Raw genomic sequence first — 13929 nt, forward strand, 5'->3', positions numbered from 1 at the left:
ACATTAATTTTTTACTACTTATGAATGAACTGCGAAAACATATTGAAGAAGTTACGCCGCTCACGGATGAAGAATTTGATTATATAAAAACATTTTTTACTGAAAAAAAAGTGAAAAGACATCAATATCTTCTTCAGGACGGAGACAAAGTTTCTTCTGAATATTGGATCATCAAAGGTATTTTTCGGGCTTTTTATATTGATAAAGAAGGAAAAGAACATATTGTACAGTTTGCCTTAGAAAACTGGTGGCTCTCTGATTATAATGCTTTTTTTAATGAAAAGGAATCTGATATAAATATTGTTTGTATGGAAGATGCAGAAGTTTTATGCCTGACACTTTCTGGAAGAGAAAAAATAGCATCAGAACTTCATAAAATGGAACACTTTTTTAGAATGAAACTGACCAAAGGCTATTCGGCACAACAGCGTAGGATAATTTCACTTCTTTCAAACAATCCAAAAAAGAGGTATGAAGAATTTGCCAGTCTTTATCCGAACATTATGCAAAAAATACCTAAAAAATATATAGCCGAATATCTGGGAGTAAGCCGGGAAACTCTAAGCAGATTGTATTCTAACCATTAAAACTTTTTTTTAAAGTTTAATATCAGCACTTCTTTCTCAATAAAACCAATGTTATTTGCTTAAAAACAATAAACATTTAATTATCAATACTTTATACTTAAAAATTCTTAGTATATTTATTGATCTGTACACACCCTTTACTTAATTAAGATTTTTTTTCTTAACCCAAGTCAATGATTCCAAAAGAATCTCAGACCTACTTTTGCCTCATAAAATCATCAGAATTAACAGCTAAGTCTCAATTCTGATTTTAACCCCAAAATCTTTAACTCCTTTACATCTAAAGGCTTGTTTTAAAAATGTGATTCAAATCACACTTTTAAAGTGAGTTGACGCAACCTGTAGTTTTTACAGTTGGCGGAACTTTGTCATGGAAGTAAAGCTAATTATAGATCACAAATTTTGTTTAAAGAATTTAACCAATTAAAAAATAAAAATTATGAAAACAACAGCTTATAAATCAATTTCAAAAAAAGTACTGGCATTTGCAGCTTGCACTTTTTCTCTTATGACCGGAAATACAAATGCTCAAAATTCCTATAGAATAAAAACCGGAGTTTTAACAGAAGTAACTTCTAAATTAACTCAATATGAAGTTAATGAACAAAATACAACAGAAGTTCGTAAAGCATTAACAGATTATGTAACGGCATCGCTTTCGTCAAAAGACAACATTATGGCCGAAGCTTTTTATGAGCAGGACAAAACAAATGTTTTATGGCTGATTGAAAGATGGAACGGAAAACAACAATTGGAAAATTTCAGCAAAAAAGCTCCAGCGAAAGCATTACAATCTTTAACTGAAAAATTAAAAATTTCTCCTAAAATCTATTATGTAAAAGATTTAGAGCCTTTAACTAAAGAACAATGGCGAAAAACTTCTAAAAAAGAAGACAACCAACTGGTAATAATGCTTTTTGTTGACGGAAAAAAAGGAACTGAACAAAATTTTAAAGACACGTATCATATTGCGATGCCGCAATTTCGCAGCGAGCCGGGCGTAGTAACCTATCAGCTTTCTGAAATTGAAGGAGATGAGACAGAATTTGTAACCTATGAAAAATTCAGAAGTAACGATGCTTTTCAGTATCACCTCAACTTTCCTCCTATTAAACCGGTAATTGAATATCTGGAAACAAGTATTAAAAAACCGCCTTTTCAAAACGGAATTCATAACCTAATTGAATTTGCACCGCTTACAAGAGAATAAAACACAAATATAATTTCAAATAATAAATAATTAAAAATTAAAAGTCATGAAAAATTTAAAACAAATTATCGTAGCAAGTGCTTTAAGCGCAGTTCCAGCTTTGAATGCAGAAGCACAATCTTTAGATCACAAATTAGATGTGATGAATAAATTAGCAACACCTTCACATGTTTCTGTGATGCCTGTTTCACAATTATTGAATGCACCCGGAAACGAAGCTTTGAGAGATTTCTTTTTTAATCCTGTAAAAGACAAAACGGTTTTAAAAGGCAAAAAAATCGCAGTGCTTGCCGCAGATGGTTTTGAAGAAATAGAATTAACAGGACCAGTTTGGTACTTTAGAGAATTAGGAGCTCAGGTTGATATTGTGGCTCCAAAATACAATCCTGCTCCGGCAAGATATGGTTTAAGCGCTCCCGAAATGGCACAAACGCATATTATGGCTATTCAATATTTACAGCCTGTTGGATGGATCAAATTTGACAGAACGGCCGATCAGATTAAAGTGAGTGATTACGATGCAGTATTTATTCCCGGTGGAGCATGGAATCCTGATAACCTTCGTTATGATAAAGATGTTATCAAATTCATTCAGGATTTTAATAAATCAGGAAAACTAATTGCGGCTATTTGTCACGCTCCCGTTGTATTAGCTTCTGCTGATATTTTAAAAGGAAGAAAACTTACCGGATACTGGAATATTCAAATTGATCTTAAAAACGCAGGCGGAATCGTATCTGATCAGCCAGTAGTAGTAGATTCTAACATTATTACAAGCAGACACCCAATTGATGTTGCTGATTTTTCTAAAGCAGTTGAAAGCTGGTTAGCAAAAAAATAATTCATCCCATTACAATTAAAAAAATAACGGAAGATGAAAAATGATCTTCCGTTATTAAAACAAAAAATATAAAATTGAATTTTAGACACTAAAAACAATGAAAAAAAATATTTTTGAACCAGTTACTCTTGGTTCATTACAATTAAAAAACCGCATTTCGATGGCGCCTATGACAAGAGCAAGAAATGCAGACGGAATTCCGAATAATGACAATGCAATTTATTATTCGCAACGTGCCGGAGCGGGGCTGATCATTACAGAAGGAACAGCAATTTCTGATACTGCAAAAGGAGTTCTTTATATTCCGGGTTTATATACTGCTGAACAAGTTGAAGGCTGGAAAAAAGTTACTAAAGCGGTACACGAAAAAGGAAGTACTATTTTCACGCAGTTGTGGCATGTAGGTAGAGTTTCTCATACTTCAAATCAGCCAAACGGAATTGCTCCTGTTGGCCCATCAGATATTCAGGCTGCTACTTCTTTTGCGTGGGGTTATGATGAAAACGGAAAAGAAGGTCCAGTGATTTCTTCTAAACCAAGAGCACTTTCTACAAATGAAGTTAAAGACGTCGTTAATGATTTCGCGAAAGCTGCCAAAAATGCTATGAAAGCGGGATTTGACGGAGTTGAAATTCATGGTGCCAATGGATATTTGATTGAACAATTTTTAAATCCGTTTGTAAACAATCGTAAAGACGAATATGGCGGAACTATCGAAAACCGATCTAGATTTTTATTAGAAATTGTAGATGCTGTTATTGAAGTTCTTGGTAATGAAAAAACAGCAATCAGACTTACACCTTACGGTGGTTTAGGAGATTTACCTCATTATGATGAAATCGAATCTACTTATCAATACTTGGCGAAAGAATTAACTAAAAGAAATCTGGCTTATGTTCACTTAATGGATCAGCAGTCTAAAGGAAGTCACGCTTTGCCCGACGGTTTTTTGGAACGCTTTAGAAGTTGGTACGATGGTACGATAATCCTTGCCGGAAGTATGACGCGTGAAAAATCTGAAAAACTAATTAATGCTGGAACTATTGATGTGGCAGGTTTTGGTGAGCCTTTTATTTCAAATCCTGATTTGGTAGAACGTTTAGAAAACAATTGGGAATTGACTCCACCAGACCGAAATCTATACTACGGATTAGGAAATCAAGGTTATACAGACTGGGAGACTTACAAGAAAAATTAATTTAAAAAACATAAAAAAATGGAACATAGAAAATTAGGGGATTCTGATCTCCAATTATCTGCCATCACCTACGGAAGTTTTGCTATTGGCGGTACAATGTGGGGAGGAACAGAAAAAAGCGAAGCCAAAGAAGCTATTTTGGCTTCTATAAATCATGGGGTTACAAGTATTGACACTGCGCCTTTTTACGGATTAGGTTTAAGCGAAGAATTAATTGGCGAAACTATTAAAAACATTGATCGTTCTAAAGTGCAATTGTTGACCAAATTTGGAATGGTTTGGGATGGAAGTAACAACGGAAAAGGAGATTTTATGTGGAATCAGGAACATGGTGGCAAAAGTTATCCGCTTTATAAATATGCTTCGAAAACCAATGTTATAAAAGAAACTGAAGAAAGTCTTAAACGATTAAAAACCGATTATATCGATTTGCTTCAATTACATTGGCCAGATTCTACAACACCAATTGATGAAACTATGGAAGCACTTCAATTATTAATCGATCAGGGAAAAATTCGTGCTGCGGGTGTTAGTAATTACACTAAAAATCAAATGCTGGAAGCGCAAAAAACGATTCAAATTTCATCCAATCAAATGCCTTACAGTATGCTGAACCGCGGAATTGAAAAAGACATTGTACCTTTAGCGCTTGAAAAAAACATTGGAATAATTGCTTACAGTCCTTTGGAAAGAGGTTTACTAAGCGGCAAATATTTTAAAGGTGAAAAATTAAAATCAGACGATCACCGTCAGGATTATTTTGGTCAGTTCAATCCTGAAAAAGTAGAAGGTTTCCTTAAAAAAATTGAACCTTTAGCAGCAGAAAAAAAAGCAAGTCTGGCACAATTAGTTTTAAAATGGACAACGCTTCAACCTGCAATAACAGTTGTATTGGCTGGAGCTCGAAATAAAGAACAAGCCATTAGCAACGCAAAAGCGATAGACGTAAATCTAACAGAAAAAGATGTTCAATACATCAATAGCGAACTTGCACAACTTTCATAATTCTTCTCCATTTTACTTGCCAATCATTCTTTTGCGAAGTCTGCTCAGGGATTCTGGTTTAATGCCAATGTAAGATGAAAGCTGATTCTGTGATACCAGCTGAAAAAGATAAGGTTCTTTTTTTAATATGGTTTTATACCGTTCTTCGGGAGTTTGAAAATGAAGCATTTCTTCTCTTTCGATAATAATAAGGTAAGCAGATTCGGCTATTAATCTTCCAAATTTTGACCAATTGGGAGAACTGTCATACAGGCTTTCTACTTTTTCATATTCTAAAGCAATTACTTTTGAATCTTCCATCGCCCTGCAATAATACTGAGCTGTTCTCTGTGTAATAAAACTCGCAAAATCAACCAGAAAATCATCAGGTTTAGCAAACCTGCAGTTGATTTCGTTTCCTTTATAATCCACATAAAACATTCTAAAAAAACCGCTTTCTATAAAATAGATATGTCGGCAGATTTCTCCTTGCTGTAACAAGTCTGTATCTTTTGAAACTTCCCTTCTTTCTATAATCGGAAGCATCAAATTATACTCTTCATCAGACATAGGGACAAATGATGTTATGACATTTTTAATAGCATCCATAGCAGTACGTTAAGAGAAATAACTTGTTTAAAATTAGATTTTATTCTGCTAAGTACAAAATTCTTTCTCTTTAAAAATCAAAGATTCGTTCTTAACCAAAGTCAATGGCGTTACTGATTTTCCGTCTCTACCTTTGTCATGTAAATAATCTGAAAATCAAATAATTAAACTTTTATTTTAAAATAATCTTATTACTAACAATTAAAAAAACGTAATCATGAAAACCAGATTCAACATCGACACTAAGACAAATAAAAATCTAAAATTAGGATTCAAAATTCATTTTCTTGTCTTTTTATTAGCAACCCCAATAATCTTTATTACTTGGTATTTAACAGACACTACTTATCCATGGCCACTTTGGTCTACTCCTGCGTGGGCAGTTGGAGTTTTTTTTCACTATTTGGGTGTATATGTATTCAAAAAAAGTAAAATCTAAAACGGAGAAACCATGGAAACAAATACAACATTCAGACGTATCGTAACCGGACATAATACAGAAGGTAAAGCGATTATTATTTCAGATGAAGCTCCAACAAGAACTTATATGGTAGGCGGCGCAAACGGAGCCAAATTTCATGAGGTTTGGAACACGAAACAAACTCCAGCTTTAATAGATGCTGTTTCTAAAGATCCTGAAGAAACCGGACTTATTCTGGGGCCTCCAAAACAAGGAACAAGAATACGAGTTATCGATTTTCCGCCAGAAGGTGATGAAATACGAAATCTTACCAAAGAACAAGCTGCTGAGCATTTTAAAACCATGAATGGTGAACATGCTTCAAAAGCGGGCGGAAATGCACCTCACCCTTTAATGCATAAAACAGAAACGATCGATTACGGAATTGTTCTCGAAGGCGAGTTAAGCTTAATTGTTGACGAAGGTGAAACTATAGCAAAAGCAGGAGACATTATTGTGCAAAGAGGAACAAATCATGCCTGGAGCAATAGATCCGGAAAAGTATGCCGTGTTGTCTTCATCTTAATTGACGGGCAATTTGAAGATAATCTTCGTTAAACCTAACAAAAAATTATTATGCGAGTAAATCCTATAAATCCAGAAACAATGAACGAGGAAGTTCGATATGTACATGATGAAGTTTTTAAACTCATAACAAACAGTCAGGGACCGGTTTCAATGATTAATGATGAAGGAGCTTTAACCGGCCCATTTCCTCCCATGCTTCGTTTTCCTCAATTCGGAATTCCTGCTTTAAGCTTTGTACGTTCATTAGATAATCATGCAACGCTTTCTAAAAAAATTCGGGAAGTTGCCATTCTTACCGTTGGTGCTGCTTATGGTGCACGTTTCGAATTGTATGCTCACGAAATCATGGCTCGACATTTTGGTTTTTCTGCGGCAGCAGTAGCATCACTGGCATCGGGAATTCGTCCTGCTGAGTTAAATCAGGAAGAAGCCATTGCTTATGAAATCGCTTCTGTTTTATCAAAAGGCAGAATTATTCCTAACTCCGCTTATAATCTCGCAAAAGAAATATTAGAAGAAGATGGTTTGGCAGAACTTATATTTTTAATTGGAGCTTACACGCTTCTTGCAACAGTTTTAAATGGTTTTGATGTGCTTTCCTAATTCATAAAAGGCATCCAATTTTATAAAAATAAACACTAATATTAAATTTTAAAACAATGAAAAAATCGAAAATTAATACTCAGAATTCTTTAAGAACAATCCCAAAACTTTTTCTCTTATTGTTTACAGCAATTGCATCTGCATCCTGCACTAACGATGAAAATACAGCCAATACCAAAAAATCTCCCGTTGTACTTGTTCACGGCGCATGGCAGGCATCGTACGTATGGGATCAGACAGAAGCCGATTTAAAAGCGGCTGGTTACAATGTTACTGTTGTAAAATTGCCAGGACATGGAGACGACACTACTCCTGCTTACCAAGTTTCGTTTAAAGCTTATGTTGACGAAGTTAAAAAAGCAATCAATAGTTATGACGAACCTGTAATTTTAATAGGTCATAGTTTAGGCGGAGCTGTAATTACTCAAACAGCTGCAGAAGTTCCTCAAAAAATCAAAAAGTTGGTTTATGTGGCTGGTTTTATTCCACAAACTGGAAAAAGTGTTTTAGATTATTCTCAAATGGACAAAGCATCGCTTTTGCCTGCTTCTTTACAATTATCTGAAGACCAGACTTTAGCCGGAATTGTAAATCCCGAAGTTAATCTTCCTAAAATCTTTTCTCAGGATGCTACAGATGCACAAAAACAATTTCTTGTTGCAAAATACAAAGCCGAACCTACAATTCCGCTGGGAACACCTTTAGCTTATAAAACAGAAGATTATAATTTAGGAGGCAAAAAATATTACATTTTTACAACAGCTGATAATACTATAACATATCCTTTTCAGCAGGAAATGGCAAAAACAGCGGGTATTACCAATACTTATACGATCAATTCAGGACACAGTCCGTTTATATCTAAATCTGCAGAATTGACTAAGCTTTTAAAAGAAATTCTATCAAAATAAGCATAAGTCATTTTATCTTTCTACGAAAAAACAAAACCTGCAAATCGAAAGATTCGCAGGTTTTTCTTTATACTACTTTTTAAGTTTTGATAAGTATATTACATTTATCAGAATAAGAACATTACTTAAATATACTTCTAATCGCTTTACCTATTTCTACAAAATCATCATGACTACTTACAGATCTTTTTTCTGTATTATTTGCAGGAATTTTAGAAAAAGGATAAATAAGCATATAGTTATTGTTATTGAATCTCTCATTCAACAGATCTGGAATATCTCTCATTCGAGAAAAATACGAATGCATTCCCCTATCTCCCATCATAATAATCAAACCTTCATTTTCTTCAATGTCAAGCGCAGTTTTTTCTGCATCTTCCCAATTTAAGAAAACATCAAATGTGGATTCAATAGAGGCTTTTTTAGCTATTCTTTTTAAAATATTCAGTGTTTTATCTTTTCCGTAAAAACTCATTTTAGCGCCAGAATTACGACCAATATTCCAGATTCTTAACATCGAGTGAAAAAATCCTGCATCCATTTCTGCATCAGCTGGAATAAAAACTAGATATCTTTTAATAGTCGCTGCTGGCTGAACAGCGTGATACACCATTAAATTTATGCTTTTATTTCGCAAATATCCATTGTACAAATTATATACAAACGAAGCAGAAAAGCCTTTTCCTCCTTCCAATCCTACTATAAGATCAGTAATGTCTTTTTCTTTTATAACATTACTTATTCCGCCCGCAGTATCATTATCATGACGTGTAATCGGATGCAATTCTATATCTGCTGCCGAAGCTGCTTTAATGGCATTTTCTAATATTCTTTCCGCATTTTTTTCAGAAGATTCGTTAGCATCTTCGTTAATCACATTTACGGCATAAAGCTGTTTATTGGTAGCTGATTTAACCATTAGTCCAAGATTTACCATTTTTTCTACAGTAGCCTCATGGTTAACCGCAAGAAGTATATTTTCTTTTTCTTTACTATTGCCCGATACAGTATTATCTTTTTCTGCCTGTGCAATACGCTGTGCACTTGCCATAGAAACAAACGATGAAACGGTACAAGAAACTAGAATAAGGAGAATACTACCGTTAAGTACATGATCGTTTAAAAGTCTGATTGGTTCTCCTGCATCATTTTCGCCAATAATTATATTATATCCAACCATAACAGAAGCCAAAGTTGCTGCCGCTGATGCCGAACTCATTCCGAAAATTAGCTGTCCTTCATCATTGGTAAGTTTAAACGTTTTCTTGGTCAGCATGGCAGCAACATATTTTCCGCCAATTGACGCGACAAGCATAATTGATGCAACCCACAATGTTTCCCAACTTTGTATAAAGGCATTAAAATCTATCAGCATTCCAACACTTATCAAAAAGAAAGGAATAAAAATGGCATTTCCGACAAACTCAACTCTATTCATTAATGATGAAGTATGCGGAATTAATTTGTTTAGAGCTAACCCCGCAAAAAAAGCACCAATGATAGATTCAATTCCTGCGAGTTCAGCAAGAAGTGCTGCCAGATAAATCATTACAATTACAAAAAGATATTGGGAGATTTTATCTTCTACATTTTTAAAAAACCAGCGTGCTATAATCGGAAAAACAAGCAAAACAATTAGAGTAAAAACAATCATTGAAACCGATAATTTTACCCAAAAAGCTGTTCCTACTTCGCCTTGCGACATACCAACAATGGCCGCCAAAACTAAAAGCGAAAGAACATCTGTAATCATCGTTCCACCTACCGTGATATTTACAGAAAGGTTTTTAGCAATTCCTAAACCGCTTACCATTGGATAAACAATTAACGTATGTGATGAGAACAAACTCGCAAAAAGAATTGATGTAAGGAGTGAAAAATGAAGCAAATAATAACCGCCAAAAAGTCCTAAAGTAAATGGGACGGCAAATGTAAAAATCGAAAAAATGATACTCTTCCATTTATTCTTTTTAAAATCTGCCATATCGATTTCCAGACCTGCTAAAAACATGATATACAAAAGACCGGTAGTTCCTGTAACCACGACACTGCTGTCTCTTGAAAGTACTCCAAAACCATTTGGACCAATAATCGCACCTGCAATGATAAGCCCAAGTAAATGAGGTACTTTAATCTTATTTAATAAAAGCGGAATACATAAAATGATGATAATTTCGATAAGAAATTTCAAAAGCGGATCTTCAATCGGAAGAGTTATATGTTGTATACTCAGTTGCATAAATTACTTTTTGTTAGATGGAGTAAGTTCAACTGAAAATTTTGCGGTGCAGTTATCTTGCCCTGTAATAGTTTGGGTACCTTTGATGATATTTTTTTTAATATCGTCGAGCACTACGCTAACTTTTATCTTATTTTTTGAGGAAGTTTCTTTTGCAGAATCAAGTACTATTTTGTTTTCTAAATATTGTCCTGTAAAAACACGTTTAATTTGATTATTGCTGACAACATTAGTATACATTCCGGTGGAGTCGGATATAAATTCCCAAATCTCGTTGCGCTGATCGCCAATAACATAATTACTGCAATTAGATTCTCGGCAAATCATTTTACTGTTCCATTTAATTTTAAGGTTGTCTGGCCATTCTTGAATTTTAGGAACTGTATCTTTTACTGTAGAAATAGACAACAGACTGTCTTTCATTTTTAACAATTTGTCGTATTCTGCTTCTTTGTCTTCAAATTGTTTTTCGCGTTCTAAAAGTGCATTTTCACGAAGGGTAAGTTCCTGTTCTTTTTTATTGCTACAAGAACAAAAAATGAGTACAATAATCAGAAATAAAAGTCTTTTAAAAGTCATAAGAATCGATTTTGGATTCTACAAGTTAAGCAGAAAAATTCTTTTAACCCGCCAAAAACTGATAAAAAGTAGATTTGACTTCTAGTTTTCAGTATAAAAAACCTAGATTTATTTTTTTTAGTTTTTTGATATTCAATTTATTTAAAACAATTTATTCTATTATTAACCATAAAAAAAGCAGAGATTTAATCCCTGCTTTTTTTGTTGCTTCTTATCAATATTTCTGAAAAAGCACAAATACATTTTTTATTTCTAATTCAAGTAATTATAATTTTACATTGATGAAATTACGAATTCGCTTCGGCGGTTTCTAAGATGCTCCTCTTCAGAACATTTTACTCCATCTTTACATTTATTCAGAAGTCTGCTTTCTCCATAACCTTTTCCTTTCAAACGATCTGAAGCAATACCCTTTGAAGTCAGCCAAGCCACAATAGACTTTGCTCTTTTATCTGATAAAATCATATTAGATTTAGCAGAAGATCGGCTGTCTGTATGCGAACGGATATCAATTTTCATTTTAGGATATTCTTGCATTACAGCCAAAATTTTCTCTAATTCTACTGCTGCCTGATCTGTAATATTCCATTTTCCTAAATCAAAATAAATCATAGAAATATTAAGGGTTTTAGCTAAATCTGTTCCCACTTTTACCGTTTTCATAGCTGGAATTGGAATTTCAAAAGCTACAATTCTTTCTTTTTCCAAAGCAAAATCTAATCTGTTATCAACCGCAGATGCAACTGCAATCGAAGCTATCTTAATCGGATACATCTTTCTTTCGACCTTAACTGAATATTTCTTATCACAGTTTACTTTAAAACTGTAAGCACCATCTTTTGCTGTTTCTAAAACTTGCAAAACTTGATTGTTTTCGTCAAGCAAGGTTACATTCGCTCCTTCAATAACTTCATTAGATTTACTATCAGAAATGATTCCTATTAAGTTTCTTTCGCAAACCAATATTTTGGTTTCTGTAAATTTATAAATATCATCACTTCCGATTCCTCCTTTTTTATTTGAAGAGAAATATCCTTTGCGTGTTTTACTGTCAATGATAAAAGCAAAATCATCAAATTTAGTATTTACTGGTTCTCCAATATTCTGAACTTGATCAAAAGTTCCGTCTTCTAAAATTTTTGAAACCACTATATCAAGACCTCCAAGTCCTGGACGTCCATCGGTAGCAAAATATAATTCATTATCTCCTGAAATAAATGGAAAAGTTTCTCTTCCTTCTGTATTAATTCCCTTGCCAAGATTTTCAGGTTTTCCGAAAGTTCCGTCACTATTAATTGTTACACTATATAAATCAGATTGTCCTAATGTTCCAGGCATATCAGAAGCAAAATACAATTTCTTTTCGTCTAAACTCAACGCTGGATGCGCTGTGCTGTACTGATCGCTATTGAATGGAAGTTCTGTAATATTAGACCAGTTTCCGTCTACTAAAACAGCTTTATAGAGTTTTAGCAATGTGATATTTTTACTATCCTTTCCACGCTTCCCATCCAAATAATTATTTCTGGTAAAATACATTGTTTTGCCATCTTTTGTAAAAACAGGAGTAGATTCATTAAACTTAGAGTTGATTTCTTTGTTTAATAGTACAGGATTATTGGTATCACCGTTAGGTTTAATTGTAGCAATATATAAATTGGTAAAATTTTTATTATTCCATTTAAAAGTTTTTCCTTCTTTATTTTTAATTTCTCTTGCAGAACTAAATACCAAACTATTATTTAAAAACGCACTTCCGAAATCTGAATTCTCCGAATTTACATTGGCTGGAGAAATTTCAAAACGCCCAGAATTCATTTTAATCTGTTCCAGATAATTTCTGTTGTGATCAAATAAAACCCCTCTACTATCAGAGTTTTTATTGATATTAAATTGCTCCAGCATTTTGTCTGCTTTTGCATAATCCCCAACAGCTTTTAAAGATTGTGCATATCGATAGAAATATTCTGGCTCTTGTTTTGCATTTAAAGTAAAAAGTTTATCATACCAAACCGCAGCTTTTGTCAATTCGGCATTAAAATAATAAGCATTACCCAATCTCTGAAACATCTTTTCATCTGCTAGTCCTTTTGAAGCAAGCTTTTCATAAATTGCAATTGCATCGGCATAAGCGTAATTGTTATATTCTTTTTCTGCTTGATCCAGCAAAGCTTTTTGGGCTGTTGCATTAAAAAATAAAAAGCACAAAAAAACAGCGTATATAATTCTCTTAAGTTTCATAATTAGAAAAATCTTGGTGATGTAATTCGGTTATAACCTTTCATAAACTCAAAACGAAGGAAGATCTCATGAGAACCTGAATTATAATTATTCAGTTTTGTTGTTTCACGGTCATAAGCATATCCGATGTACATACTTTTGTTAATCTGAAATCCAGCCATTGCACTTAAAGCTGCGCTCCATCTGTACGAAACTCCTGCAACAAACTTATCATTAAACATAAAATTTCCTGAAATATCAATTTGCAAAGGCGAACCTTCGACCATCTTAACCATCGCTGCTGGCTTAAATTTGATCATTTCATAATGATCTAGATTGAAAACATATCCACCAATTAAATAATAATTAATCTGCTCTTTGTAAATAGCATAATCATTATCATCATAACGATTGGTCTGAATAAAATTTGGAACAGACAACCCAATATATCCTCTATCTGAATGATAGTAAACACCTGCTCCAACATTAGGAGTAAATTTATTTCTAAAATTTGCAAACTGCGGATCTCCTTCATTTTCCATTCTCAACTTGTTTGGATCAAGATTAAAAATATTACCTGATCCTTTGATCCCAAATGATAATTTGGCTTCCGCCGAAGTCTGAATAGAATAAGAAAGATCTACTGAAAAATCATTTTCGTTTGTAGGTCCAATTTTATCATTAACTAAAGAAAATCCTAATCCTAATCTGCTGTTATTTAAAGGTGTATTTACAGATAAAGTACTTGTTTCTGGTGCACCATCCAATCCTACCCACTGTGTTCTGTACAATCCAAAAACGCTTACAACGCCTCTCGAACCAGCATATGCAGGATTTATATTGATGGTATTGTGCATATATTGTGTATACTGCGCATCCTGTTGAGCAAAAGCTGCAACAGAACAAAACAATAGTAATAAAGCTAATTTTTTCATTTATATATTTTTAAAATAATGGCTT

Annotated in this window: 14 protein-coding genes; 9 read left to right on the forward strand and 5 right to left on the reverse strand. The window is 33.6% G+C overall.

Annotated features, from left to right (window positions below):
* Window positions 1–20 precede the first annotated feature (20 nt).
* From NYQ10_RS21065 to NYQ10_RS21085, 5 genes are all read left to right on the forward strand, one after another.
* On the forward strand, window positions 21–587 hold the full coding sequence (locus NYQ10_RS21065; RefSeq protein WP_289878085.1) for a Crp/Fnr family transcriptional regulator: 567 nt from the start codon (window positions 21–23) through the stop codon (window positions 585–587).
* Between the two features lie 439 nt (window positions 588–1026).
* Window positions 1027–1797 carry a putative quinol monooxygenase gene (locus tag NYQ10_RS21070; protein WP_289878086.1) on the forward strand — a complete coding sequence of 257 codons (771 nt, stop codon included), beginning with the start codon at window positions 1027–1029 and terminating at the stop codon, window positions 1795–1797.
* A gap of 46 nt (window positions 1798–1843) precedes the next feature.
* Entirely contained in the window at window positions 1844–2638 is a 795-nt protein-coding gene (locus tag NYQ10_RS21075; RefSeq protein ID WP_289878088.1) for a type 1 glutamine amidotransferase domain-containing protein, read from the forward strand.
* 97 nt (window positions 2639–2735) lie between these two features.
* Entirely contained in the window at window positions 2736–3836 is a 1101-nt protein-coding gene (locus tag NYQ10_RS21080; protein ID WP_289878089.1) for an alkene reductase, read from the forward strand.
* A gap of 18 nt (window positions 3837–3854) precedes the next feature.
* A complete protein-coding gene (locus NYQ10_RS21085; RefSeq protein ID WP_289878090.1) occupies window positions 3855–4841 on the forward strand; it encodes an aldo/keto reductase in 987 nt (328 codons plus the stop codon).
* A 12-nt stretch (window positions 4842–4853) separates the two neighbouring features.
* Here NYQ10_RS21085 and NYQ10_RS21090 read toward each other — a convergent pair whose 3' ends face one another.
* The gene (locus NYQ10_RS21090; RefSeq protein ID WP_289878091.1) at window positions 4854–5429 is read right to left on the reverse strand and encodes a Crp/Fnr family transcriptional regulator; all 576 of its coding nucleotides are present in this window, start codon (window positions 5427–5429) and stop codon (window positions 4854–4856) included.
* A 217-nt stretch (window positions 5430–5646) separates the two neighbouring features.
* On the opposite strand from NYQ10_RS21090, the gene NYQ10_RS21095 reads away from it, so the two are divergent.
* From NYQ10_RS21095 to NYQ10_RS21110, 4 genes are read left to right on the forward strand one after another with little or no spacing between them, the layout of a single operon-like run.
* Complete coding sequence (locus tag NYQ10_RS21095; protein ID WP_289878092.1) at window positions 5647–5868, forward strand: 2TM domain-containing protein; 222 nt, start codon at window positions 5647–5649, stop codon at window positions 5866–5868.
* A gap of 12 nt (window positions 5869–5880) precedes the next feature.
* Entirely contained in the window at window positions 5881–6447 is a 567-nt protein-coding gene (locus tag NYQ10_RS21100; protein ID WP_289878093.1) for a cupin domain-containing protein, read from the forward strand.
* A gap of 18 nt (window positions 6448–6465) precedes the next feature.
* Window positions 6466–7020, forward strand: a complete 555-nt coding sequence (locus NYQ10_RS21105) for a carboxymuconolactone decarboxylase family protein (RefSeq protein ID WP_289878094.1) — start codon at window positions 6466–6468, stop codon at window positions 7018–7020.
* Window positions 7021–7076: 56 nt separating this feature from the next.
* A complete protein-coding gene (locus NYQ10_RS21110; RefSeq protein WP_289878095.1) occupies window positions 7077–7931 on the forward strand; it encodes an alpha/beta fold hydrolase in 855 nt (284 codons plus the stop codon).
* A 121-nt stretch (window positions 7932–8052) separates the two neighbouring features.
* On the opposite strand, the gene NYQ10_RS21115 is transcribed toward NYQ10_RS21110, so the two are convergent.
* The 4 genes from NYQ10_RS21115 to NYQ10_RS21130 all read right to left on the reverse strand — a co-directional run bounded on the left by NYQ10_RS21115 (window position 8053) and on the right by NYQ10_RS21130 (window position 13904).
* Window positions 8053–10170, reverse strand: coding sequence for a cation:proton antiporter (locus NYQ10_RS21115; protein WP_289878096.1), 2118 nt, complete (start codon window positions 10168–10170; stop codon window positions 8053–8055).
* Window positions 10171–10173: 3 nt separating this feature from the next.
* The gene (locus NYQ10_RS21120; protein WP_289878097.1) at window positions 10174–10749 is read right to left on the reverse strand and encodes a hypothetical protein; all 576 of its coding nucleotides are present in this window, start codon (window positions 10747–10749) and stop codon (window positions 10174–10176) included.
* A 273-nt stretch (window positions 10750–11022) separates the two neighbouring features.
* On the reverse strand, window positions 11023–12990 hold the full coding sequence (locus NYQ10_RS21125; RefSeq protein ID WP_289878098.1) for an OmpA family protein: 1968 nt from the start codon (window positions 12988–12990) through the stop codon (window positions 11023–11025).
* Window positions 12991–12992: 2 nt separating this feature from the next.
* Window positions 12993–13904 carry a PorP/SprF family type IX secretion system membrane protein gene (locus NYQ10_RS21130; protein ID WP_289878099.1) on the reverse strand — a complete coding sequence of 304 codons (912 nt, stop codon included), beginning with the start codon at window positions 13902–13904 and terminating at the stop codon, window positions 12993–12995.
* Between the last annotated feature and the right edge of the window lie 25 nt (window positions 13905–13929).

The sequence above is a fragment of the Flavobacterium johnsoniae genome, assembly GCF_030388325.1.
GTDB classification, from domain to species: domain Bacteria; phylum Bacteroidota; class Bacteroidia; order Flavobacteriales; family Flavobacteriaceae; genus Flavobacterium; species Flavobacterium johnsoniae_C.